General features: G+C 71.7%; 20 protein-coding genes and 2 pseudogenes. 12 read left to right on the forward strand and 10 right to left on the reverse strand.

Features of this window, described 5'->3' with window-relative positions:
- The 3 genes from ACZ6BG_RS05300 to ACZ6BG_RS05310 all read left to right on the forward strand — a co-directional run bounded on the left by ACZ6BG_RS05300 (window position 1) and on the right by ACZ6BG_RS05310 (window position 2,119).
- Window positions 1–909, forward strand: a complete 909-nt coding sequence (locus ACZ6BG_RS05300) for a ribokinase (RefSeq protein WP_468997066.1) — start codon at window positions 1–3, stop codon at window positions 907–909.
- Window positions 906–1,301, forward strand: coding sequence for a D-ribose pyranase (rbsD, locus tag ACZ6BG_RS05305; RefSeq protein WP_468480766.1), 396 nt, complete (start codon window positions 906–908; stop codon window positions 1,299–1,301). The genes ACZ6BG_RS05300 and rbsD overlap by 4 nt, the downstream gene beginning before the upstream one ends.
- 284 nt (window positions 1,302–1,585) lie before the next feature.
- Entirely contained in the window at window positions 1,586–2,119 is a 534-nt protein-coding gene (locus ACZ6BG_RS05310) for a DUF937 domain-containing protein (RefSeq protein WP_468997068.1), read from the forward strand.
- Between the two features lie 43 nt (window positions 2,120–2,162).
- Here the strand turns inward: ACZ6BG_RS05310 and ACZ6BG_RS05315 are convergent, their stop codons facing one another.
- Window positions 2,163–2,435 (reverse strand): hypothetical protein, encoded by a 273-nt coding sequence (locus tag ACZ6BG_RS05315; protein ID WP_468997070.1) that lies wholly within the window; start codon window positions 2,433–2,435, stop codon window positions 2,163–2,165.
- A gap of 152 nt (window positions 2,436–2,587) precedes the next feature.
- Between ACZ6BG_RS05315 and ACZ6BG_RS05320 the strand changes: the two genes are divergently transcribed.
- Entirely contained in the window at window positions 2,588–3,193 is a 606-nt protein-coding gene (locus ACZ6BG_RS05320; RefSeq protein ID WP_468997073.1) for an ArsR/SmtB family transcription factor, read from the forward strand.
- Window positions 3,194–3,227: 34 nt separating this feature from the next.
- Here ACZ6BG_RS05320 and ACZ6BG_RS05325 read toward each other — a convergent pair whose 3' ends face one another.
- From ACZ6BG_RS05325 to ACZ6BG_RS05335, 3 genes are read right to left on the reverse strand one after another with little or no spacing between them, the layout of a single operon-like run.
- Window positions 3,228–4,079, reverse strand: a complete 852-nt coding sequence (locus ACZ6BG_RS05325; protein ID WP_468997076.1) for a sugar phosphate isomerase/epimerase family protein — start codon at window positions 4,077–4,079, stop codon at window positions 3,228–3,230.
- The gene (locus tag ACZ6BG_RS05330; protein ID WP_468997079.1) at window positions 4,076–5,197 is read right to left on the reverse strand and encodes a dihydrodipicolinate synthase family protein; all 1,122 of its coding nucleotides are present in this window, start codon (window positions 5,195–5,197) and stop codon (window positions 4,076–4,078) included. Before ACZ6BG_RS05330 ends, ACZ6BG_RS05325 begins: the two co-directional genes overlap by 4 nt.
- The gene (locus ACZ6BG_RS05335; RefSeq protein WP_468997081.1) at window positions 5,194–6,354 is read right to left on the reverse strand and encodes a Gfo/Idh/MocA family protein; all 1,161 of its coding nucleotides are present in this window, start codon (window positions 6,352–6,354) and stop codon (window positions 5,194–5,196) included. Before ACZ6BG_RS05335 ends, ACZ6BG_RS05330 begins: the two co-directional genes overlap by 4 nt.
- A 162-nt stretch (window positions 6,355–6,516) precedes the next feature.
- On the opposite strand from ACZ6BG_RS05335, the gene ACZ6BG_RS05340 reads away from it, so the two are divergent.
- Window positions 6,517–7,569 (forward strand): LacI family DNA-binding transcriptional regulator, encoded by a 1,053-nt coding sequence (locus ACZ6BG_RS05340; protein WP_468997084.1) that lies wholly within the window; start codon window positions 6,517–6,519, stop codon window positions 7,567–7,569.
- A 15-nt stretch (window positions 7,570–7,584) separates the two neighbouring features.
- On the opposite strand, the gene ACZ6BG_RS05345 is transcribed toward ACZ6BG_RS05340, so the two are convergent.
- Complete coding sequence (locus ACZ6BG_RS05345) at window positions 7,585–7,773, reverse strand: hypothetical protein (RefSeq protein WP_468997088.1); 189 nt, start codon at window positions 7,771–7,773, stop codon at window positions 7,585–7,587.
- Between the two features lie 200 nt (window positions 7,774–7,973).
- Between ACZ6BG_RS05345 and ACZ6BG_RS05350 the strand changes: the two genes are divergently transcribed.
- The 3 genes and pseudogenes from ACZ6BG_RS05350 (at window position 7,974) to ACZ6BG_RS05360 (ending at window position 10,265) form a co-directional block, all read left to right on the forward strand.
- The gene (locus ACZ6BG_RS05350) at window positions 7,974–8,351 is read left to right on the forward strand and encodes a nuclear transport factor 2 family protein (RefSeq protein ID WP_468997092.1); all 378 of its coding nucleotides are present in this window, start codon (window positions 7,974–7,976) and stop codon (window positions 8,349–8,351) included.
- Between the two features lie 72 nt (window positions 8,352–8,423).
- Window positions 8,424–9,210 (forward strand): annotated as a pseudogene (locus ACZ6BG_RS05355) (bifunctional helix-turn-helix transcriptional regulator/GNAT family N-acetyltransferase); the annotation flags it as partial.
- A 221-nt stretch (window positions 9,211–9,431) separates the two neighbouring features.
- Complete coding sequence (locus ACZ6BG_RS05360) at window positions 9,432–10,265, forward strand: sugar phosphate isomerase/epimerase family protein (RefSeq protein WP_468997096.1); 834 nt, start codon at window positions 9,432–9,434, stop codon at window positions 10,263–10,265.
- 65 nt (window positions 10,266–10,330) lie between these two features.
- Here ACZ6BG_RS05360 and ACZ6BG_RS05365 read toward each other — a convergent pair whose 3' ends face one another.
- Window positions 10,331–11,698, reverse strand: a complete 1,368-nt coding sequence (locus ACZ6BG_RS05365) for a hypothetical protein (protein WP_468997099.1) — start codon at window positions 11,696–11,698, stop codon at window positions 10,331–10,333.
- A 225-nt stretch (window positions 11,699–11,923) separates the two neighbouring features.
- Here ACZ6BG_RS05365 and ACZ6BG_RS05370 point away from each other — a divergent pair, with 225 nt between their 5' ends.
- From ACZ6BG_RS05370 to ACZ6BG_RS05385, 4 genes are all read left to right on the forward strand, one after another.
- On the forward strand, window positions 11,924–12,157 hold the full coding sequence (locus ACZ6BG_RS05370) for a DUF5988 family protein (protein ID WP_468997102.1): 234 nt from the start codon (window positions 11,924–11,926) through the stop codon (window positions 12,155–12,157).
- A gap of 9 nt (window positions 12,158–12,166) precedes the next feature.
- A complete protein-coding gene (locus ACZ6BG_RS05375; protein WP_468997105.1) occupies window positions 12,167–17,398 on the forward strand; it encodes a type I polyketide synthase in 5,232 nt (1,743 codons plus the stop codon).
- A gap of 5 nt (window positions 17,399–17,403) precedes the next feature.
- Complete coding sequence (locus ACZ6BG_RS05380; RefSeq protein WP_468997107.1) at window positions 17,404–18,375, forward strand: spirocyclase AveC family protein; 972 nt, start codon at window positions 17,404–17,406, stop codon at window positions 18,373–18,375.
- A 105-nt stretch (window positions 18,376–18,480) separates the two neighbouring features.
- Window positions 18,481–19,896 (forward strand): NAD(P)/FAD-dependent oxidoreductase, encoded by a 1,416-nt coding sequence (locus tag ACZ6BG_RS05385; protein ID WP_468997109.1) that lies wholly within the window; start codon window positions 18,481–18,483, stop codon window positions 19,894–19,896.
- Here the strand turns inward: ACZ6BG_RS05385 and ACZ6BG_RS05390 are convergent.
- The 4 genes and pseudogenes from ACZ6BG_RS05390 to ACZ6BG_RS05405 all read right to left on the reverse strand — a co-directional run bounded on the left by ACZ6BG_RS05390 (window position 19,868) and on the right by ACZ6BG_RS05405 (window position 24,150).
- The gene (locus tag ACZ6BG_RS05390) at window positions 19,868–21,472 is read right to left on the reverse strand and encodes a Tn3 family transposase (protein ID WP_468997943.1); all 1,605 of its coding nucleotides are present in this window, start codon (window positions 21,470–21,472) and stop codon (window positions 19,868–19,870) included. The two genes, ACZ6BG_RS05385 and ACZ6BG_RS05390, sit on opposite strands and share 29 nt — an antisense overlap.
- Before the next feature lie 216 nt (window positions 21,473–21,688).
- Window positions 21,689–22,174: pseudogene (locus tag ACZ6BG_RS05395) on the reverse strand (DUF4158 domain-containing protein); the annotation flags it as partial.
- A 198-nt stretch (window positions 22,175–22,372) separates the two neighbouring features.
- Window positions 22,373–23,224, reverse strand: coding sequence for a MerR family transcriptional regulator (locus tag ACZ6BG_RS05400; protein WP_468997111.1), 852 nt, complete (start codon window positions 23,222–23,224; stop codon window positions 22,373–22,375).
- Complete coding sequence (locus tag ACZ6BG_RS05405) at window positions 23,221–24,150, reverse strand: EamA family transporter (protein WP_468997115.1); 930 nt, start codon at window positions 24,148–24,150, stop codon at window positions 23,221–23,223. The genes ACZ6BG_RS05400 and ACZ6BG_RS05405 overlap by 4 nt, the downstream gene beginning before the upstream one ends.
- Window positions 24,151–24,267: the final 117 nt, after the last annotated feature.

The following is a 24,267-nucleotide window of genomic DNA, read 5'->3' on the forward strand; positions in this document are numbered from 1 at the left end:
ATGCATGACTACGACCTGCTGGTCGTGGGCTCGGCCAACGCCGACCTGGTGACCGCAGTCGAGCGGCGGCCGGGCGCGGGTGAGACGGTCCTCGGCTCGGACCTGGCCGTCCATCCGGGCGGCAAGGGCGCGAACCAGGCGGTGGCGGCGGGCAGGCTGGGCGCGCGGACGGCGCTGCTCGCCCGGGTCGGCGACGACGCGTACGGCAGGCTGCTCCTGGAGTCGCAGCGGTCGGCGGGCGTGGACACGGTGGGGGTCCTGGTGGGCGGCGCGCCGACCGGGGTCGCGCTGATCACGGTGGATCCGTCGGGCGACAACAGCATCGTGGTGGCGCCGGGCGCGAATTCCCGCCTGACGCCCGCGGACGTTCGGGCCGCGGCGAGCCTCTTCCAGGCGGCCCGGGTGGTGTCGGTGCAGTTGGAGATCCCCCTCGACACGGTCGCGGAGGTGGTGCGTGTCCTGCCCGAGGGCACGCGTCTGGTCCTGAATCCGTCGCCGCCGGCGCCGCTGCCGGACGAGGTCCTCGCGGCCTGCGATCCGCTCGTGGTGAACGAGCACGAGGCGCGGGTGATCCTGCGGGGCGCCGGGGCGGACGTGCCCGAGGCGCCGGAGGACTGGGCGCGGGGGTTGCTGGCGCTCGGCCCGGGGTCGGTGGTGGTGACGCTCGGCGGCGACGGCGCGCTGGTGGCGGGTCCCGAGGGGGTGGCGCGGGTGCCGTCGGTGAAGGTGGACGCCGTGGACACGACGGGTGCCGGGGACGCGTTCACGGCGGCGTTGGCGTGGCGGCTCGGCGCGGGCGAGGACCTGGAGTCGGCGGCTCGGTACGCGGCGAAGGTGGGGGCGCTCGCGGTGACGCGGGCGGGGGCTCAGGTGTCGTATCCGTCGGGTGCCGAGGTGGCGGCGCTGTGAGGAAGGCCGGGATACTCAACCGCCATCTGTCGGGCGCGCTGGCCGAGCTGGGTCATGGCGACCGGGTCCTGGTGTGCGACGCGGGGATGCCGATTCCGGCGGGGCCGCGGGTGGTGGATCTGGCGTTCGTCGCCGGGGTGCCGTCGTTCGCGCAGGTCCTGGACGGGCTGCTCGCGGAGCTCGTGGTGGAGGGCGCGGTGGCGGCGCGGGAGGTGCGGGAGGCGAATCCGGGGGCGGCGGCGTTGTTGGAGCGGCGGTTTCCGGGGGCGGCGCTGGGGTTGGTCCCGCATCAGGAGCTGAAGGAGCGGTCGGCGGGGGCGCGGCTCGTGGTGCGGACGGGCGAGGCGAGTCCGTACGCGAACGCGTTGTTGACGTGCGGGGTCTTCTTCTGATCCCGGGAACGGTTCCCTGCTGACCCCGGCGAACGATCTCCTGCTGCCCTCGGGGACATCTCCCCCTGGCCCGGGAACGTTTCGAGGGGGCCCTGTCCGTCGACCGGGCCCCCTCGGTTTCCCTCCCCTTGTCAGTCGCTCCACGGATCCCCCCAGATCCCCCCTCCAGAGCTTCTGACACCCAGTACGACACGCGTCGTGGCGGAAGGGTTGCACGACTTCGGCAAGTTCCCCCGGAAGATTTCGGCGTGCCGACAAACCACCACGGACGTAGCGTTTCGCCCATGGGCGACGACACCTCATTCGAGCAGGACGTACTGACCGAGCTGGGCGACGACAGGCTCCAGGAGATCGCCGACGTGCTCGGCACGGACCCGGCCGGCGCGCAGGCCGTCGTGGGCCAGACGGTCTCGACGCTCTCGGGCACCCTGCGGGACAAGGCGCGGACGGCCGACCCGGCGGAGGCGGCCGAGGTGCGCCAGGCCTTCACGGAGGAGGCCCCGCTCCAGGGCGTGGCCACCCTGGGCGGCGGCCTCGGCGGGCTGCTCGGCGGCGGCATCATGGCGGGCATGCTCGGCAAGCTGAGCCGCCCGGTGGCGAACGCGGTCGCGAAGAAGACGGGTCTGCCCGTGGCGACGGTGACGCGCGCGGTGGAGCTTCTGATCCCGGTGGTCCTCGCGGTGCTCACGAAGCGCGCGCAGAGGACGCAGAGGACCGGGCCCTCCGGCGCCGCGCCGGGTGCGGCGCCCACCGCCGGTCAGGGCGGCGGCGGGCTCGCGGATCTGCTGGGGGACATCCTGGGAGGCGGCAAGAAGTAGCCGTACGCGGCACCACGCCCGCGAGCGCCGCGTCCCGAACCCCTCAACAACGGCGCGCGGTCCGCAGCCAGGCGAGGTTCATCACCGCGATCGCACCCCAGATCCAGCAGACGACGGTGCTTCCGTCCGGCGCCAGCGCCGTGGCGAGCGCTCCCAGCCCGACCGTGCCGAGCACCAGCCTGGTACTGCGCCTCAGCTCCAGCGCCGTGCGCAGCGGCCCCGGTTCGGCCAGCCTGTCGGCCAGGTAGGCATCGAACGCCTCCGCGACCTGGTCGTCGATCTCGTCCCGCAACTGGGCATCCAGTGATTCAGCCATGGTCGGCCACCCCGGCCCGCTTCTTTCGCATCTCGACCCCCGAGCTTTCCGGCGCCCGTTGGCGCCCCTCGAACCAAAGTAGCCATTGCAGAGACATTCTGCAAACAGTCTCTGCAATAACCGCAGAGACTCTCTGCAGTACCCTGGTCGGCATGGTCGAGCGCCCCGAGAAGAGAGTCCTCACCGGCCCGGACCTCAAAGCCTTCTACAAGGCACTGTCCAACCCGGTGCGCCGCGACATCCTGAGCTACCTGGGCGAGCACGGCGAAGCGAACTCCACCAGCGTCGCCAAGGCCCTCGGCGAAAGCACCGGCACCACCAGCTACCACCTGCGCAAACTCGCCGACCTGAAGCTGATCGCCGAGATCGAGGAGCGGTCCACCGGCCGGGAACGCTGGTGGAAGTCGCTGATGACGGACATCTTCACGCCGCCGGGCCTGGAGTTGACGGCCGACGAACGCGAGGCCGCCGTCAAGATCGGCGCGCTCAAGATGACCCAGGACCTGAACCTGGTCGTGAGCGCGTACGCCGGGTACGACGCCTCCGCGGGCTGGAACCAGATCCAACGCTTCGGACTGCGGATGACGAAGGAACAGGTCGCCACGTTCACCGAGGAGTACCTGGCGCTGCTGCGCAAATACCAGACCGAGCCCGGCGACCACCCGCCCGACTCACGACAGATGGCCGTACGCCTGGTGGTCGTGCCCGACGAAGGCCCCCGGCCCACCCTGCCGACCGCGCCTGACGACGACGACTGACGGGCGGGCAGGCAGGCGGGCAGGCCAGGCAGGCTCAGCAGACGTGCTCCAGATACCGCCGCACCGTCTCCCCCAGGACCTCCCGCCCGTCCTCCGCCCACAAGCCGTCGTTGAACAGTTCGACCTCCGTCGGGCCGCTGTAGCCGGAGGACTCGACGAGGTGGCGCCAGTGGCGGAAGTCGATGGCGCCGTCGCCGAGTTGGCCGCGGCCGGTGAGGACGCCGTGGGGCAGCGGGGTGGTCCAGTCGGCGAGCTGGAAGGCGTGCAGGCGGCCCGTGGTGGTGGCGTGGGTGAGGGCGGTGGGGGCCTGGTCGTCCCACCAGATGTGGTACGTGTCGGCGCAGACGCCGACCTGGTCGGCGGGGAAGCGTTCGGCCAGGTCGAGGGCCTGGGTGAGGGTGGAGACCACGCAGCGGTCGGCGGCGTACATCGGGTGGAGGGGTTCGATGGCGAGGCGGACGGCGCGGGCGGCGGCGTAGGGGGCGAGTTCGGCGAGGGCGTCGGCGACGCGTTCGCGGGCGGCGGGCAGGTCGCGGTCCCGGTCGCCGGCGGGGAGGCCGCCGGAGACGAGGACCAGGGTGTCGGTGCCGAGGGTCGCGGCCTCGTCGATGGCGGCGCGGTTGTCGGCCAGGGCGCGGGCCCGTTCGGCGGGGTCGCGGGCCGTGAGGAAACCGCCCCGGCAGAGCGTGGTGACGGTCAGACCGGCGCCCCGCACCAGCTTCGCGGCCGCCTCCACCCCGTACTCCTGGACCGGCTCGCGCCACAGTCCGACGCCCCGGACGCCCAAGTCCGCGCAGGCGGTGACCAGTTCGGGCAAGGAAAGCTGCTTCACCGTCATCTGGTTGATGCTGAAGTCGGCCGGGGCGCGGGGCGGGGGTGGCGTCATGGGGTGACTCCGTGGATCTCCTGGAGCGTGCGCATGCGGTACGCGGCCAGGTCCGGGTCGGGGAACAGGGACAGGGCGTCGGCCAGTTCGTACGCCCTGGTGAGGTGCGGCAGGGAGCGGGCCGACTGGAGGCCGCCGACCATCGTGAAGTGGTCCTGGTGGCCCGCCAGCCAGGCCAGGAGGACGACGCCCGTCTTGTAGAAGCGGGTGGGCGGCTCGAAGAGGTGGCGGGCCAACTCGACCGTGGGGTCGAGGAGTTCGCGGAAGGCCTTGGGGTCGTCCGCGTCCAGGGCGCGCACCGCTCGGGCCGCCACCGGTGCCAGCGGGTCGAAGACGCCGAGGAGCGCGTCGCTGTGGCCCTGGTCGTCGCCCGCGATCAGGTCGGGGTAGTGGAAGTCGTCGCCCGTGTAGCAGCGCACCCCGTCCGGGAGGCGGCGGCGCAGGGCGACCTCGCGGTCCGCGTCCAGGAGCGAGATCTTCACGCCGTCCACCTTGCCGGGGTGGGCGGCGATCACCTCCAGGAACGTGTCCGTGGCCGCGTCCAGGTCGGCCGAGCCCCAGTAGCCCGCGAGTGCCGGGTCGAACATCGGGCCGAGCCAGTGCAGGATCACCGGGGCGGTGGCCTGCCGGAGCAGGTCGGCGTACGTCGCCAGGTAGCCGTCCGGGCCCTCCGCCGTCGCCGCCAGGGCCCGCGACGCCATCAGGATCGCCCGCGCGCCCACCTCCTCCACCAGCGCCAACTGCTCCTCGTAGGCGCGCCGTACGTCGGTCAGGGTCGCCGCGGGCGAGGTCAGCTGGTCCGTGCCGACGCCGCACGCGATCCGGCCGCCGACCGCGGCGGCCTCCGCGGCCGAACGCCGGATCAGCTCGGCCGCGCCCGCCCAGTCCAGGCCCATGCCGCGCTGCGCGGTGTCCATGGCCTCGGCGACGCCCAGGCCGTGCGCCCACAGGTGGCGGCGGAAGGCGAGGGTGGCGTCCCAGTCGACGGCGGCGGGTCCGTCCGGGGACACGTCGGCGCGCGGGTCGGCGACGACGTGGGCGGCAGCGAAGACGGTGCGGGAGCGCAACGGGGGCGAGGGAGGCGAAGGGGGCGAGGGAGGCACGGACGCCGCGTTCACAGCGCGATCTCCGGTACGTCGATCCGGCGCCCCTCCGCCGACGACCGCAGCCCCAGCTCCGCCAGCTGCACGCCCCGCGCGCCCGCGAACAGGTCCCAGCGGTAGGGCGCGTCGGCGTACACATGCCGCAGGAACAGCTCCCACTGGGCCTTGAAGCCGTTGTCGGACTCGCCCGCGGACCCGTTGTCAGGGACCTCCTGCCACTGCTCCCGGAAGGAGTGCGCGGCGGGCAGGTCGGGGTTCCACACCGGTTTGGGCGTGGCCGCGCGGTGCTGGAAGCGGCAGCCGCGCAGGCCCGCGACCGCGGAGCCCTCGGTGCCGTCGACCTGGAACTCCACCAGCTCGTCGCGGTGCACCCGCACCGTCCAGGACGAGTTGATCTGTGCGACGGCGCCCCCGTCGAGCTCGAAGATGCCGTACGCTGCGTCGTCCGCCGTCGCGTCGTACGGCTTGCCGCGCTCGTCCCAGCGCTGCGGCACATGGGTGACGGCGAGCGCCTGCACGGAGCGCACCCGGCCGAACAGCTCGTGCAGGACGTACTCCCAGTGCGGGAACATGTCGGCGACGATGCCGCCGCCGTCCTCCGCGCGGTAGTTCCAGGACGGGCGCTGCGCCTCCTGCCAGTCGCCCTCGAAGACCCAGTAGCCGAACTCGCCGCGCACGGACAGGATCTGCCCGAAGAAGCCGCCGTCCACCAGGCGCTTCAGCTTGCGCAGGCCCGGCAGGAAGAGCTTGTCCTGGACGACGCCGTGCTTGACGCCCGCGTCCCGGGCGCGCCGGGCCAGGTCGAGGGCGGTGGCGAAGGACGTGGCGGAGGGCTTCTCGGTGTAGAGGTGCTTGCCCGCGGCGAGCGCCTTCCTGAGCGCGTCCTCGCGGGCCGAGGTGACCTGCGCGTCGAAGTAGACGCCGATCGTGGGGTCGGCGAGGACGGCGTCGAGGTCGGTCGACCAGTGGGTGAGGCCGTACCGCTCGGCCAGTTCGCGCAGCGCGTGCTCCCTGCGGCCCACGAGGACCGGCTCCGGCCAGAGCCGGGTGCCGTCGCCCAGGTCGAGGCCGCCCTGTTCGCGCAGGGCGAGGATCGAGCGGACCAGGTGCTGGCGGTGACCCATGCGTCCCGTCACGCCGTTCATGGCGATGCGGACCGTCTCGCGTGTCACGTGAGTTCCTCCGTAGGCGCGGGGCGCCGGGTGCGCGGCCGGTGGGCGGTGGTGGGGGCGAGGTTCTTGTGTCCCGTACGGCACTCCATGCGTAGCAAGCGCTTTCTATTGGGGAGAAGCTAGCCTGCCGGACAAGGTTCGTACAAGACCGGAGGCCAACAGATGACCGTGACCCTGGCGGACGTGGCGGCTCGCGCCCAGGTGTCCCCCGCCACCGTGTCCCGCGTACTGAACGGCAACTACCCCGTCGCCGCGGCGACGCGGGAGCGCGTACTGCGCGCGGTGGACGACCTGGACTACGTCCTGAACGGCCCCGCCAGCTCGCTGGCCGCGGCGACCTCGGACCTGGTCGGCATCCTCGTCAACGACATCGCCGACCCGTTCTTCGGGATCATGGCGAGCGCGGTCCAGTCGGAGATCACCGGCCCCGGCGGCCGGGCCGGGGGCGAGCGGATGGCCGTGGTCTGCAACACCGGCGGCTCCCCCGAGCGCGAGCTGACGTACCTGACCCTGCTCCAGCGCCAGCGGGCCGCGGCCGTCGTGGTGACCGGCGGCGCCATCGAGGACGCCCCACACGCGGCGGCGATCGGCGGGAAGCTGCGGCGGCTCGGCGAGGCGGGCTCACAGGTGGTGCTGTGCGGGCGGCCGCCGACCGACGAGGCGCCGGACGCGGTGGCCCTGACCTTCGACAACCGGGGCGGCGGGCGGCGCCTCACCGACCACCTCATCGGCCTCGGCCACCGCCGCATCGGCTACATCGCGGGCCCCACGGAGCGCACCACCACCCGCCACCGCCTGGAGGGCCACCAGGAGGCCCTGGCCGCCGCGGGCGTCCCCGACGACCCCCGCCTGACCCTGCACGGCCCCTACGACCGCCGCTCCGGCTACGACGCAACCCTCGAACTCCTGCGCCGCGCCCCCGAGTTGACGGCCGTCGTCGCCGCCAACGACACGGTGGCCCTGGGCGCCTGCGCCGCCCTGCGCGACCGCGGCCTTTCCATCCCCGGCGACGTCTCGGTGGCGGGCTTCGACGACCTCCCGTTCAGCATCGACGCGGTCCCCGCCCTGACGACGGTCCGCCTTCCGCTGTACGAGGCGGGGGCGCGGGCCGGCCGCATCGCCATGGGCCGCGAGGAGGAGCCGCCCGGGGGCATCGCGACGGTGCACGGCGAACTGATGGTGCGCGGCTCCACGGGAACACCCCGCCGGGCCTGACGCCCCCGCCCCGCCTCAGCTCCCCGCGATCGTCCACCGCCCGACCTCCCGGTGGGCCGAGTCGAGCACGGTCTCACCGGCCCCCGGCTCCAGGGCGTAGTACCGCAGGCTCCCCGCCCAGTAGCGGAGGATGCGCCCCAGCTCCCGGGTGGCGTCCTCCGCCGACGCGGTGTCGTCGACGTCGACTTCGAGCACGAACTTCACGACGGCCTCCCACAGGCGCAGCCGGGGCGAGGCCGATGCCGCCGCCCACTCGTGGGTTCCAGCATTCCATTGAAGTTCCTCTGGGGACTTTCCCCCGATCATGGCCGGTCAGCGACGCACGCCACGCGAAAAGTCTCAAACGGGCCGAGGAACACGTCGGTTGGGGCGAGTTCACCGGCGCGTACTGGTACTACTGGTGTATGCAGGAAGAGACCGCACAGTCCGCGATCGACATGTTCATCTCCGCCTTCAACGCGCCGGACGACAGCCGGGTGACGACCCTGCTCTCCCAGGCCCTGACCTCGGACGTGGTCTTCTGGGGGCCGCTCGGGCGGCGGGAGGGGATCGAGGAGGTCGAGCGGTTCGTGCTGGATCTTCGGCGGCATCCGGCGGGGGCCGGGACCATGGTGCGGTGTTCGGCGGTGGACATGCCGGACGAGTGGGCCCGGTACCAGTGGGTCTTCACCACGCCGGACGGGGGGCCGCGACTCGCGGGCACGGATGTCGTGCATCTGCGGCGGAGCCTCATCGACCAGATCATCGTGTTCGCGGGGGAGATCAAGCCGTCCGGCTCCTGAGTTCGTTCGCTTGAGGGCCATCGGGAGAGCGCCGTACGGCGTCGTCGCCGTGCCGCTGCCGGGGACCGGGTCGCCGACCTGCGCGGCGGCCTCTCCCTGTACGCGGGGTACTTGAGCCGCATCCTGGCCAAGTTCGAGGAGGACGGCCCGCTCCGAGCGGGCCCCCTCGGAGCGGGATCCGCGGCGGCGGCGCGTCACGCTCACCCCGCGCGGGCGCACCGCCGCCGAGCTGCTCGACGAGCGGTCCCGGGAAGCGGTCGGCTCGCTGCTCGCGTCGGTCCCGGCCGCCGAGCGCGAGCGGCTGACCGCCGCCATGGGGACCGTCCGCGCCATCCTGTCGGACAGCACCCGCCGCCCGCCCCGCGCCGACGACGTGCTCCTGCGCGAGCCCGGCGCGGGCGAACTCGGCTGGATCGTGCAGCGCAACGGCGCGCTGTACGCGACCGAGTACGGGTGGAACGCCGACTACGAAGGCCTGGTCGCCCGCATCGTCGCCGACTTCGCGGAGGACCACGACCCGTACCTGGAGCGGGTGTGGATCGCCGAGCTCGACGGACGTCCCGTCGGGTGCGTGATGTGCGTACGCGACGAGGCGCCGGGCACGGCGCGGCTGCTGCTCGTCGAGCCGGAGGCGCGGGGGCTCGGCATCGGGGACCGGCTGGTCGGCGCGGTCGTGGAGTTCGCCCGGAGCGTGGGGTACCGGGAGCTGGTGCTGTGGACCAACGACGTCCTCGGCTCGGCCCGGCCCATCTATCAGCGGCACGGGTTCGTGCTCGTGGCGGAGAAGGCGCATCGGTCGTTCGGGGCGGATCTGGTGGGGCAGGACTGGCGGTTGCAGGATCTGGCCGGGGGCCTTTGACGTGTGGGGTGGCCCCGTTCGGGGTGCGGGTGGCGCGGTTGCATCTGCCCTGTTGCGCGGGGTGCGGGTGGCGCGGTTGCATCTGCCCTGTTGCGCGGGGTGCGCGGGTGCGGGTGCGTTGTGGCTTGTCGCGCAGTTCCCCGCGCCCCTCACGGGGCACTCGGTACCCCGCGCCTCAGCGGGGGCGTTTCCGTAGTCCTCCTCGGGAAAGAAGTCCGGCCATGAAACTCGCCTTCTCCACGCTCGGCGTACCCGGCATGCCCGTCCCGGACGTACTGCGGCTTGCCGTCACCCACGGCTATCACGGCGTCGAGCTGCGCGCACACCCCGAGGAGCCCGTCCACCCGGGCCTCGGTCTCACCGAACGGGCCGACGTGGCCGCCGCGTTCAAGGACGCGGGCGTCGACGTCCTCGGCCTCGCGGGGTACGCCCGCGTCGCGGCGCCCGGCGACGACGAGCCCGTCCTGGACGAGATCCGGGCGCTGCTCGCCCTCGCCCGGGACCTCGGCGCGCCCTATGTCCGCGTCTTCCCGGGCGGATTCCCCGGCGGCTCCCCGGACGACGGCACCGAGCCGTCCCAGGAGCAGCGGGACGAGGCCGACGCGACGGCCGCGCGGCGCCTGGGCACCGCCGCCGAGCACGCCGCCGACGTCGGCGTCCGCATCCTCCTGGAGACCCACGACTCGCACCGCACCGGCGCCGCCGCAGCCCGCGTCCTCGGCCCCGTCGGCCACCGGAACGCCGGAGCCCTGTGGGACCTGATGCACACCTGGCTCGGCGGCGAACAGGTCGCCGACACCTACGCCACGCTGTCCCCGTTCCTCGGCTACATCCAGGTCAAGGACATCGCGAGCGCCGACGACACCACCCCGCTCCCCCTCGGCGCGGGCGCCCTGCCCCTCGCCGAGTGCGTGGAACTCCTCACCCGCAAGGGCTGGGACGGCTGGCTGTGCTGGGAGTACGAGAAGCGGTGGTACGAGGGGGCGGCGCCGCTGCCGGAACTCCTGGGTCCGGGCCGGGAGTTGCTGGCGCGGCTGCTGACGGAGTCGGCCTGAGGGGGCACCCGGCCACGCGGGGGGGGCGGCAGCGGAGTCCGGTTACGCCTGCGGCCCGACCCGGCCTAACTCCGCGCTCCTGGGCGGGAGTTGCCGCCCGGATTGCTGACGACGCCGGTCCGAGGATGACTCCGACCGCCGGGGCAGCCATCGGCGACACGGCCGACCCCACCGTCAGCACTCGCCGACCGACCCGGCCGTCGGGACTCGCCGACCAGCCCGGCCGTCCGGACTCGGGGCGCCGGTAAGAACACTGTCACCAGCCGCAAACGGCGAGGGGCACGTCCGACGACGTGCGGCGGGGTCGCGTCCGGCGACGTGCCGGGCGACCGAGTCGACGCCGGGGCGGGCGTACCGCTCCAGGGAGCGGACGGAGGCGTGGCGGGAGCGGGCCAGCAGCATCGGGGGGAGGTGCCGTCCTCGGCGTCGTGTGCGAGGGCGCTGTGCCGGAGCCGGTGCAGGGTCCAGCCGTCCAGGTCCTCGATGTCTTCGGGTGAGGCGAGGGGGTTGGCCAGCAGCCTGGTGTTCTCCTCGAGGATTTCCTCAGTGCGGCGGTAGGAGAGCCGGGCCCGGCCGGTCTCGGGGCACACGTCGAGCGTCGGTGTTCCGGCCGGGGCTTCGCGGTCGGTGAGGACCAGCGGGCCGTGGGTACGGCGGCCAATGAGGCGGGGCAGCAGCTGGGCGGTGCCGGACTGCCAGTGAATCCACTCGGCCGCCCCGCCCTTGGCGGTGATCTTCCCCCGCTTGTCCTGCGGGTAGAGGTCTTCCACGTTCAGGCACAGCACTTCGTCGGCCCGTGCGGCGGGCTCGTAGAGCATTTTCGACTGCGTCTTCTCCCGCAGGGCGACGCCCAGGCGCCACAGAGCAGCCATTTGGTTCTCTGCCAGGGCTTTGGTGCGGTCCTGTGGTGCCGGCCGCCGCTCGATGCCGATCGTCGGGTCGCCTTCGAGCCAGCCCTGGCGCTGCCACCAGCCGATTTCCTTGCGCGCGATGGACAGTTCGCGGTTGACGATGTCGACGTCCATATCGTCCGCGCGGGCCGCCGCCAGTTCAGCCAGCAGCTCCGGCAGCGCCGGGTCGTCGATCGCGGTGACAGGGAAGACGGGAGGCTTCGAGCCCCGGTGGGCGGGTCCGGTCGGAGCCGGTTCCCCGGCGAGCATCCATCCCCACGTCGTCAGCGAGATCCGGTAGATCCGCGCGGAGGACTTCGCGATGCCCGCGCCGGTGAGGGACCGCTCGATGGCCGCGGTGTACGAGGCCGGCGGGGCGGACAGGGGACGACGCGGGCGCGCGGCAACCGCAACGCGCCCCCACTCCCGATGTCGGTTACTGGTTCGATCGCCATGCTCTCCCCGCCCTCCGACCCTGCCGCAGTAAATGCGTACACCTCGCCCCGGCGGCCGGAATGGCCCGTCGCAGGTCGCGGTGATCACGGTAGGGGCTCTGTCGCGGTAAATCCGGCATTTACCGCGACAGGCGCCGGGCGGTCCAGGGAGCTCAGGGGGGCACGTGTTGCCTGGCCTGGGCACGGTCTGCAGCGAGCGCCTGCCGAATGCGCCTTGTTGGGTCTGTTCTGTTCGCGCCAACTGGAAAGAGAAGGCCAGTGGTTCTGGTGTGGCTCTGTGCGCAGGGCGAGGGATGAGGAGAGGTGGGGGCATATGGCCAGTGAGGCGGTGGCGGGTTCGGGACGGTTGGTCCTTCTGGTGGGAGGCCCGCCGGAGCTGCCGAGCCGGCACTGGCTGCCGGAGGGGGCTGTTGCGGATTCATCGCGACTCATCGTGGCCTTCTACGGGCGGCACCAGCATTTCGAGGACACCGGCGAGACGGAGCTGGTGGAGGGCGAGTTGGCGCCGGTGTTCCGGTTCAGCTACAGCACGGCCATTGCCGAGTAGGGGGCGGACATGTCGGCTTCGGCGAGGGAACCTATCGCGATCATCGGTATCGGCTGCCGGTTTCCCGGTCGTGTGGAGAGCGCTGCGGGCCTGTGGGAACTGGCTGCTCAGGGAGGGAAGATGGCAGGTCCGGTGCCGGCTGGCCGGTGGAAGGCCGGGCGCCTCGCAGCCCTGCACGACCCGGATTTGGCACAGCGGGCGGGGCGCGGCTGCTTCCTGGAGGGGGACGTGTGGGCGTGGGATCCGGAGGCCTTCTCGGTCGCGCCGATGGAGCAGCGGTGGGTGGATCCGCAGTTCCGGGTGCTGATGGAGGTGGCCTGGCAGGCGGTGGAGCACGCGGGCGTGCCGATGGACCGGATGCGCAGCTCGCGTACCGGGGTCTATATGGGTACGTACGCGCCGGACAATCTCTTCCGTGAGGCGCGGCCGGTCGAGGATTACCCCAACAGCCCTTATCTGTTCGGGAATTTCACGGCCGGCGCGGCGGGCCGGGTGGCCTTCTCGATGGATCTGCGTGGTCCGGTGATGGTGGTCAGCACGCACTGCTCGTCGGGTCTTGTCGCTCTCGACACGGCGTGCGGGGCGCTCACGCTGGGCGAGTGCGATACGGCGCTGGCGGGGGCGGTGCTGCTGATGCTGTCGCCTGAGACTCATTACTACGAGGCTCCGTTGCTGCTGTCGGGGCGGGGGGCGTGCTATGCCTTCGACTCCCGTGCCGATGGCTATGTACGAGGTGAGGGGGCGGGTGTCCTGCTCCTCAAACGGCTGGCCGACGCGCGGCGCGACGGGGACCGGGTGCTGGCCGTCATCCGGGGCAGCGCGGTCAACAACGACGGCCAGGCCAGCCGACTGACCGCTCCCTCGACCGAGATGCAGCAGCAGCTGTTTCGCGAGACGGTCGCCAAGGCGGGTATCGACCCGGGCGAGGTGGGCCTGGTGGAGGCGCACGGCCCCGGCACAGCGGTCGGCGACCCGATCGAGTACACCTCCATCAACGCCGTCTACGGGCGTGGCCGGGGCCGATGTGCGCTGGGTTCCGTCAAGACGAACATCGGGCACTCCGAGCCGGTCTCCGGCATCGCGGGCACCATCAAGGCGGTGGAGTCCCTGCGGCGCGGGATGATTCCACCCAATGCCACTTTCAAGGAGTGGAATCCCACCATTCCGCGGGACGAGGGCTCTCGGCTCTTCGTGCCGACCGAACTGACCGACTGGCCGGTGGAGGGTGGGCCGCAGCTGGCGGCTGTCTGCTCGTACGGTGTGACCGGCACCAACGCGCATGTGGTGATCGAGTCCGCTCCTGTGCCGCGTTCCCGGCCCCGGCGTCCCCAACGCCCCGAGGGGGAGGCCCGGTTGTTCCCTCTGTCGGGCGGCTCACCGCAGTCCCTGTCCCTGGCGGCCGCCCGCCTCGCCGCCTGGGCCGAAGGCCCTGGAGCGGACGCATCGCTGCTGGATGCGGCGCACACCCTGACTCAGCGCCGATCGCACGCCGATCACCGGCTGGTAATCGTCGCCGCCGACCATCGCCAACTCACCGGCCGCGCACGCGCCTTCGCGGCCGGGCAGGCGTGCGAGGGCGTGGTCTCTGGTGCGCCGCTGCTGCCGCCTGAGCACGCAGGCCCGGTGTTCGTCTTCACCGGGCAGGGCTCCCAGCGGCCCGGCATGTGCCAGGGTCTGCTGGGGAGCGAGCCTGTGTTCGCCGCCGTAGTGGACGAGCTGGAACCGCTGATCCGTATGGAGGCCGGATTCTCGCTGCGCGAGGTGATCGCCCATTCCGGGCAGTTGGTCGGGCTCGAGCGCATCCAGCCTGCCTTGTTCGGCGTTCAGGTGGCGCTGGCGGCCGTGTGGCGGTCCTGGGGGATCGAACCCACGGCCGTCATCGGCCAGTCGCTGGGCGAGGTTGCCGCGATGGTCGTGGCGGGCGGACTGAGCCTCGCGGACGGGGTGAAGGTGATCTGTCGCCGTTCCGCCCTGCTGGCCACGATCTCCGGCGGGGCGATGGCCTCGGTGATGCTCGGCGCCGACCAAGTGCAGGCGGCCATCGACGCGGGCGGAGCGGACGGAGTGACGCTGGGGGTGCTCACCTCGCCCGGAATCACGGTCGTCTCCGGCGACGCCACACAGATCGCCTCGCTGATCGAGCGGTGGGAGGCGGACGGTGTGGTGGCGAAGCCGATCGATGTCGAGGTGGCCTCGCACTCCCCGCAGGTCGATCCCGTCCTGGCCCAGCTGCACGCCGCGCTGGCCGACGTACCCGAGGCGCACCCCCGTATCCCCTTCTACTCCACCGTGTCACCCGATCCGCTCCACCATGGTGTGCTGGACGGGGAGTACTGGGTGCGCAACCAACGAGATCCGGTGCGGTTCCACACCGCCGTGTCCGCGGCGCTCACCGCCGGGCACCGGCTGTTCATCGAGTGCACCGCCCACCCCCTCGCGGTACGCCCCATCCTGGACACCGCCCGGCATGACGCCGTACCCGACGCCATCGCGGTCGGCAGCCTGCGCCAGGGAGCCGACGACCAGGACGCGTTTCTGACCCACCTCGCCACCCTGCACACAGCCGGCTACCACGGCATCGACTTCGCCACCCACTACGGCGAGGGCGAGCTGGCCGACGTGCCGGTCACCGACTGGCACCGCACCCGCCACGGCGGCGACGAGCCCGCCTACCGACTGGTCGCGCCGGGCCTGCCGGGCTCTGAGCAGCACCCGCTGCTCGGCGGGCACGTGAACGACCCCGACAACCCCGACCGTTACCTGTGGCAGACCCCTCTTGGTCCGCGGCGGCTGCCCTGGCTCGCTGACCACAAGGTGGCGGACGTGCCGATCCTGCCGGGCACCGGCGCGGTGGAGATGATGCTGGCCGCCGCCGCACGCGCCTACGGCACCGATCGCGTCGCAGCCTCGGACATCCGTGTCCTCCACCCGCTGATCCTGGATCCTGAGCCGCAGGTCACCACCCGCCTGATCCGCGATGGCGACAGCGGCCTCGTTGAGATCGCGTCCACCAGCGACGACGGCACCACCGTCCATGCCCGTGGCGCCGTACGCCCGTTACCCGAACATGAGCACCCCATCCCGCTCGCCCCCGCCGGCCTGGACCCCGACGGCTGGCAGGACAGCGAAGTCGCCACCCTGCACCGCACTTTCCGGGATAGACACCACGTCTTCCACGGACCGGCCTTCACCGCCATCGACCGCATCCAGGTGCACCCCGGCGAGGACCTGGCGGTGTCCTCGCTGCACACCCACGAGAGCGCACAGGTCTCCGCCTGGACGATGTCCCTGCACCCGGCCCTCGCCGACCAGGTCGTACAGACCGCGGTCTCGGCCTGGCTCGCCCACTACACCCTCACCCCCGGCCCGGTGGCCGTCGCCGGATTCGAAGAGGTACGGGTGTACGGCCCTACCGCCCACACCCGCAGGGCCGCGATCCGCGTGCATGAGGCCGACGACCTGGGCTGCACCGCCTCCGCCCGGCTGGCCACCACCGACGGCACGGTCGTCGCCGAGATCCTCGGCCTGCGCGTCACCAACATCACCCCGCCCACCGAACGCTTCAACACCCGTCTGTCCCATCTGAAGTGGATTTCCTCCCCTGCGCCCGCGCATCGTCCCCGCACCGTTGAGGGCACATGGACCGTACTCACCTCCGAGGACAACACCTGGCCTGCGGAACTGGCGCTGGAGCTGAAAAGGCACACAGCAGGCTGCCGGCTGCTTCCCCTCACCACATTCCTCGCCGACCCCGCCGCCCTACTGCCCTGCACAGGAGTCGTCCTCGCCCTGCCCAGTGGGCAACCCGGCGATGCACCCGACAGAGCCGCCCGCACAGCGGTCTCCCACGCCTGCACCCTGGTCCGCCACCTCGCCCATCGGGAGCAACCGCCCCGGCTGTGGGTCCTCAGCCGCCAAGACTGTCCCCCGCTCACCGCGGCCTGCGTACGCGGAGTGCTCAGGACCGTGGCGTACGAGCATCCCGAACTTCACGCCAGCAGCCTGGAATTCACCGGTCAGGAAACCGACTACGCCACTGTCGTCGCGGAACTGCTCGACCACGAACAACCTCTGACCGAGCTGGCACTCCTGCCGCAAGGGCGCCGCATCGCGCAGGTCATCCCGGGTGCGCCTACCGAAAACACTCCCGCCACGCAGACCGTCACTCCGCTGATTCGTCCCGGCGCGGCCTACCTCGTCACCGGCGGCCTCGGCGGCCTCGGCCTCCTCACTGTCCAATGGCTCGCCCGCCGCGGCGCCGGCCAGATCGTCATCAGCGGCCGCTCCACGCCCTCGGACACCACCGCAACCAGACTGGAAGCCCTACGTACCGTGGGCACCGGCATCACCGTCGTCCGCGGCGACATCGGCGACCCCGCCGTCGCCGCACGAGCAGTCGCGGCCGCCGCAGCGGACGGGTGCGTACTGCGCGGGGTGTTCCACGCAGCCGGAGTCGTCGAGGACGCCACCCTCGCCAACCTCGACGACCGCCTTCTGGAGAGGGTCTGGCGTGGCAAAGCCGAAGGAGCTTGGACACTTCACCAAGCCACTGAGGGCGCCGACCTGGACCTCTTCGTCGTCTACTCCTCCGTCGCCTCCCTGATCGGCTCCCCCGGGCAGGCCGCTTACGCCGCCACCAACGCCTTCCTCGACGGCCTCATCTCCCAGCGCACCACCGCAGGCCTGCCCGCCACTGGCATCCACTGGGGCCCATGGAGCGAGGTCGGCCGCGGACAGCACCTGGCCGACCGCGGCTTCCTGACCATCAGCCCCACCGACGGCATCGACGCACTCGAACGCATCCTGACCTCCGGTTACCAGCAGGTCGCCTACTCTCCCCTGGACGTCGACCGGTGGACCAGCCCCTACCCGACCGTGCGGTCCTCCACACTGCTCACCAGGCTTCTCACGGGCACCGAGGCCGAAGGCGATGAGACCGGGATTCGGGACCAGCTCCTCGCCGCCGACAACTCGTTGGAGCGCCAGGCCCTCCTGGAGGCGTTCATCATCGAGACCGTCCGCGAACTGCTCGGAGGCACCACCCGCCACATCGGTCCCCACACCAGCATGGTCCTCCTCGGCCTCGACTCCCTTGGCGCCATCCAGCTCCAGCAACGCCTCCAGCGAGCACTGCGCACCGAGATGAAAACCGGCGTGATCTGGGTCAAACCCAGCGCGGCCGCCCTCGCTGACTGGCTCCTGGACGCGATGGTCCTGTCGGACGAAACCCCACGGAGGTGATCGCGATGTACGCCCGGTCTGAGCCCGGCTCAGCCCCAGTGCCGGTGTCCCCCCACCGGCGGCGGCCCGCACCGGTGATCCTGTGGTCCTGTACCGGAGCGCTCTTCCTCGGCCTGGAGACGTATGTGGCGGTGCGCTACCTCTCCTCGGGACAACTCCATCTGAGCACAGGCGACCTCGGTGCACTGAGCGGGCCCCGACAGACACTGCTCTGGACAGCCCAGATCCTCGTCATCATGATGATCGTTCCGCTCATCATCTGGATCGCACGCCGCTGCATCAGCGAACACCGCCTCACCATCGACGCGCTCCTGCTGCTCGGATTCGTCTCCCAGGCCGGACTCGACCCGTACTTCTCCCCCATGGGGATGCTCAACTCGGCGAGCCTGCACATCCCGTCCTGGGGGGAGTACCTGCCAGCCTGGCCGGAGATCTTCGGCTTCCCCGATCCCTCGGTCAAAGTCGAACCCTTGCTGGTGACCGGTGCCGGATACCTCACCGGTCTGGTATTCGCGCTCACCGCCGCCGCCGTCATGCACTTTGGGGTGCTGCGCCGATGGCCCGACCTGAGCGGAATCCGTCTCGCTGCCACCGGGCTCGGTGTCTGCGCGGCCATCGGACTGCCCATCGAGATCATCTGGATCCAGACCGGTGCCTACGCCTACCGGGAGGGCGTCCCGTTCCTGACGCTCTTCTCGGCCGAGTGGTACCAGGTCCCCGTCTACGTCCCGATGACCTCTGGCGTCTTCTGGTACGGAACCGCCTGGCTCATCAGGCACTACTACCTCCACCACGGTCCCGAGAGCACCATCTTCCGCGGCACCGGCCTGCTGCCGCACCGGGCCAGGACGCCCGTCCAAGCACTCGCTGTCATCGGTCTCCTGGATGTTTCCGTCATGCTCGACTGCATCGCCTTCCGGCTCTTCACCCTGCTGCCAGGACCGGCAGCCGAGCATCTACCACTGCCGTTCGTCTGACCCCGGGCGGCCGCCGCACCCGTCCGGGAGACGCAACCGGGCCCCCTTCAGCCAGGGGCCGACCCCGGTCCACGAGGAACACCCCGCCGTTCTCCAGGAGTGGCCATGCCGGATACGCACCCCCCTGCCCTGGTCATCGGGGCTTCAATCGGCGGACTGCTCGCCGCCAGAGTGCTCGCCGACCACTACGCCACGGTCTACCTGATCGACCGGGACGATCCGCCCACCACAGCGACACGGCGCAGCGGAACGCCCCAGGATGCCCATGTCCATGTCCTGTTCCCGCCGGGGTTGGACGTAGTGGAAGCGCTCTTCCCGGGAGTCACCGCCGACTTCCTCGGCCGAGGCGGTCATCTCATCGACGTGGGCGCGCACCTGGCCCTGGCCACCCGGCACGGTTGGGGACTCAGAACCCCGTCCGGAACATCTGCCATCGGCGGCAGCCGCCCCCTGCTGGAATGTGTCCTGCGGGACCGTGTCCTCGCACTCCCGCAGATCCGGTTTCTGCCCCGGCACCACGCCGAAGCTCTGGAAGGCACTCCGGCCCGGGTCACCTCCGTGGCGCTGCGCCCGCAGGACGCACCGCCCACAACCCCGGCCCGCAGCCTCCCCGCCTCCCTGGTCGTGGACGCCACCGGACGCGGCTCGCGGCTCCCGTCGTGGCTGGCGGCGCTCGGCTGCCCTGCCATCCCTGAGTCCGTGGTGGACTCCCGCCTGGGCTACGCCAGCCGCCTGTTCGCCCGGCCCCCCTCCTACACCGAGCCGGACTGGCAGGCGTGCTACGTCATGGAAACAGGACCGGCCGTCACCCGCGGCGGAGTCCTCGCACCCTTCGAGAAGGACCGCTGGATCGTCACCCTCACCGGAGTGGGAACGGATCGTCCCACCGCCTCCTCGGACGACTTCCTGGCCTTCGCTCGATCTCTCACCACACCGGTCATCGCTGATCTGCTGGCCGGTGCCACGCCCCTCACCCCGGTGGTACGCAACAACTCCACAGCCGGCCGCCTACGTCACTACGACAAAGCGCGAGGCCTGCCCGCCAACGTCGTCGCTCTCGGCGACTCCGCATGTGCCCTGAATCCGCTGTACGCCCAGGGCATGACCGTGGCCGCCCTCAGCGCCCGGCAACTCGGGCGCTGCCTGGCTGCAGACGGACCTGACTCCCCGACCCTGGCTCGCCGCTACCACCACGCTCTGAAGGCCATTCGGCAATCCCCTTGGCTACTGGGAACCACCGCCGACTTGCGGTATCCGACCACCTGCGCCGCCCCCCGGCCCGGCATCGGCCGACATTTGCTCGGCCGCTACGTCGACAGAATCCTCGCGGCCGGAACTCGCGATCCGCACACGCAGGCCGTCTTCCTCGACATCCTCACGCTGGTCAGACCACCCAGTGCCATCCTCCTCCCGCGTGTGCTCACCGCCACGGTGGCACGAGGCGCAGCCGGCACCGGCCCAGGCCCTCACCCCCCTGGGCTGCAAGGCGGCCTCACAGCCACCCGCCGGCAGCCGAACTGAGACCTGTCGCTGACGCGGAAGCGCTCCTTCCGCGCGGACAGCTCGCCGCAGGGGTGAGCAGGTCCGCCCACCCTGGTTCGCCGAGGATGTCCTGGAGCATCAGGGTGTTCACCTGAACCAGGGCAGACTGCAGGATCCGCAGGCACAACACGAACATCTCCTGCTCGTCGCGCCGGTTCGAGGCGATCTCCCCGCCCTTGCCGTAGGCGATCACAGAGTTCGCGCCGTTGGAGGACTCCATCACGTTCAGGCCCTCTTCGATCTCCCGCTGAAGGTCCCGAAGCCGCAGATAGCGGGCCACGAAGATGGTCTTCTGCGCGCGGCCGACCTCCAGCATCGCCGCGTAGGTGGGGTGGGAGGCGTTGCGGGTGAAGCGCCGCAGGATCGCCTCGGTGGACGCGGTCCGGGTCCGGATCGCCGTCGCATACTTGATCATCTGGTCGCACTGCTGGGCGATGAGCTCCCAGCGGATCGGACGGGTCAGCGCCGGGGTCAGCTGCGGGTAGGCGTCCGGTTCGCCGGCCACCGGCCGGTACAGCTTCACCTTGTTGATCCGCCTGGTGCGTGGCAGCAGGTCGAAGTTCAGCAGCCTCGTGATGCCGAACCCGAATTCCGACTGGCCATGGCTGTCCGTGTAGTTGAGCACGCCGCGGCCGCCGTAGCGCGAGTGCCACTCGGTGAACAGGTTCTGGTCGTAGCCGCGCACGTGGGTGGAGTCGGAGGCGACCGCGGTCGAGCCCTGGCCCCACAACTCGGTGTTGCGGGCGGTGAAGGTGGCGTTCGCGCTTTGGATGGCGATGGCGCGGGCGGCTTCGGCGGACAGGTACCGCCGCCGTACGTAGCGCAGCTCGTCCTCGGTGTGGCTGTGGCCGCCGGACGCCACCGCCTTGATCCCGGTGTTCGTGCCGTACGCGTGGATGACCAGCAGCAGGCGTTCGGCGAGTACCTCGGCCGAGAGGCTGCCGCCGCCGGAGACGGAGGTGACCGCGTCCAGGCAGCCGGTCCGCAGCACCGCTTCCTTGAGCATGTCGATCAGGGGCACGATGCCCCACCGCCACGCCACTCCGCCCTTGATCCTGCGCAGGTTGCGCGGCTCGGGCTGGGCCTCGGCCGGCGTGAGCCGGATCGGGCCCGCGAGTCTTGAACTCGTGTACCAGCTCCCGCAGCGTCGCCTCGCCCCCGGACACCGCCGGGAAGACGACCTGGCGGACCGTCCCTTCGGGGTGCCGAGGGACGCCTCGGCGAGCTTCAAGAGGATGTTCTCCTTGCCCGACACCTTCTTGAACGCGTTGATGAGTTGCTCGGTGACCTTCTTCTCCGCCTGCGCCCCGATCCGGTGCACGGTGGAGATCAGCAGCTCCACCAGAGTGTCGGTGATCTCCTGCTCCCGCTCGTGCAAGAGCACGGCCAGCAAGGTCACCCGCAGCCCCGCCGGGTACGTCCGCAGGTGGGACGGCGACTCCACCGCGGCCCGGGCCCGCCAGTCGGCCACGACTTTCGGTGCGATGTCGAGGAACAGGTCCGGCGGCAGGCCGATCGCCCGCACCGCCAGGAGTTTGTCGATCTCGGTGGGCATCGTCTCCAGGCTCACATTGCCCGGCGCTTCCTCGATCGTCCCCAGCACCGGGGGCGCGCCCTCGCCCTCTGTGCCGCCGCCCGCGGGTCCAGCATCGTCCTGGTCGTCGGTGCCACCGGCCACCAACGCCACGATCCGCTCGATACTCTCCGCGGTCAGCCGCGAGGAGATCAGGGCGGTCAGGGCCTCCTCGGACGCTCGCAGGGCGGCCGCCACAATGCGGTCGCACCGGCCCGGTGTGGGCGGCTCGACGCTCTCCTCGCGGCAGCGGGCCAGCAGCTCCACCCGGATCTGCTCGGGCCTGCGTTCCTTGCGCGCGACGTGCTCGGCCAGATACGTCGTCAGCTTCTCCGCGTCCGCGACGCTGCACTCACGGAAGCCGAGGTGCTCCCGGATCTGCGCGCGGTGGTGTTCGATCGTGCGGCCGGTCCAGTCCTACGCATCCAGCTCGGAGGCGGGGACCTGTACCCGCCGGGCCGCGAACTCCACGACCTCGCCGGGCAGCTCTGCCCGGTTCCGGGGAAACCGGCCGTACTGCGTATAGAACTTCAGCAAGACGGCGAAGCCCAGTCGCGTCGCACCGCGCTTGCCGGAGACGAGTCCTTGCTCGTCCTTCAGCAGCGCCCAGTGCTCGACCAGTTCGTCCAGGTCCAACGGGGTACGGGCCACGATCGCCGATCGTCCTCGCGGGGCTTCACACACCGCAGCCGTACGGCCTCCGGCTCACCCGCACGAGCAATGCCCTGACAAGATCACCACCGTTTGCGGCTGGTGACAGGGTTCTTACCAGCACCCCGACTTGTCGACCGACCCAACGCCCGTGCCCCGTCGGCCGCTTCCGCGTCCCGGGCGGCTCGGGTCCCTTCGACCGCCCCGGCACCCCAGCACCCGGGGACCCTCTCAGGTCTCCTCGGCCTCCCCGGCCACCCCTCCCCCGTCTCCCTCTCCCCAGCCCTCACCCACATACCCGTCCAGCAGCCCCGCCCCCGCCAGCATCGCCCGTGACCTCCGCGTCAGCTCCTCCTGGCGGCGGGCCAGGGCCGCGCGCAGGGCCTCGCTGCTGCCCGTCTCGCGCAGGCCGTCCAGGACCGGGCGGATCGCGGGCAGGGCGTAACCGGCCTGGCGGAGCATGGCGATCATGCGGGCGTCGCGGACGTCCGCGGCGTCGTAGCGGCGGTACCCCGTGCCCCGCTCCCGCGCGGGCGCGAGCAGGCCCGCCGACTCCCAGACACGGAGCGCCGACGCCCGCACGCCGACGCGGGCGGCGACCTCGCCGACGGTGAGGTCCACGCGGGACGGCGCCGCGGCCGCGGCGGACGGGTATCCGGCGGACGCGCGCTCAGCGGACGCGGACCCGGCGGGCGCGGCCCCGGCGGGCGCCGACCCCTCCCCCTCCCGCGCCACCGCCTCCAACGCCGCCCCCGTCGCCCGCAGCGCCTCCCTGCGCGTGTGCAGTTCCGCGTGGGCCGCGTCCAGCAAGGTCAGCGCCAGCGGTAGGTCGTCCGCGTGCACCGCCCGCATCACCGCGCGGGCCGTGTCGGGGCCGAAGCCCTTGACAAGGGCGCGGTAGGTGAGCAGGGCGCGGCCGTGGACGGGGGCGAAGCGGCGGTAGCCGGAGGGGGTGCGGGGGGTGGGGGGCAGGATGCCCGCGTCGGCGTAGTCGCGTACGAGCTGGGTGGAGACGCCCGCCATCCGGGCCAGGTCGACGGGGCGCAGGGCCTTGGGCAGGGGGCGCGCGGGGCGCGGGGTCATGCGCGGGACGAGGGTTCCGGGATCACTTCGTCAGCGTACGTCGCCGGGGCGGGCGGTGAGATGGGCGTGCGGTGCCGGGGCGGGAGCGAGGCGAGCGCGACCCCGCCCACGAGGAGCGCCGCCGCGCACCACTGGAGCGTGCCCACGGACTCGTCCAGGAACAGGGCGGCCGACGACATGCCGAAGACCGGGACGAGGAGCGAGAACGGGGCCACCGTCGACGCCGGGTGGCGGCGCAGCAGGTACCCCCAGACGCCGAAGCCGAAGACGGTCGTGATCCACGCGACGTACACGATGATCCCGACGCCCTGCCAGTCGAGGGAGCGCAGCGCGTCGAGGTCGCGTGCGGGGCCCTCGAAGAGCAGGGAGAGGGCGAGGAGGGGGAGGACCGGGACCGTGCTCACCCACACCATGAAGTTCAGGGCGTCGGGCGGCGCGGCCTTGCGGGTGAGGACGTTCGACACGCCCCAGCAGGCCGCCGCGGCGACGGTCAGGCCGAAGGCCGTGAGCGGCCCGGACGCGCCTTCGTGGACGGCCGCGACCCCGATGCCCGCGAGGGCGACCGCCATGCCCACCACCCTTATCCGGGCCGGGCGTTCACCGAGCACGGCGAAGGCGATGAGGGCGGTGAACACGGCCTGGATCTGGAGCACGAGCGAGGACAGACCGGCCGGCATCCCCGCGTCCATGCCGATGAACAGCAGCCCGAACTTGGCCACGCCGAGCGTGAGGCCCACGCCCACCAGCCACTTCCAGGCGACCTTGGGGCGGCCGACGAAGAACACGGCGGGCAGTGCCGCGACGAGGAAGCGCAGGGCGGAGAAGAGGAGGGGCGGGAAGTGGTCGAGGCCGATCTCGATGACGACGAAGTTGACGCCCCAGACGGCGGCGACCAGGACGGCGAGGAGGATGTGGGTGGGGCGCATGCGTCGAGGATCACGCGACCCGAGTGTTCAGCACCAGCGCGAGTTTCTTCATGATTGTCTGAAGCGTTGCTTAGGAGTGACGCCCCGGCACGTACAACACGTGCAAGTGGCAACCCC

This window comes from Streptomyces sp. NPDC041205 (assembly GCF_055591765.1).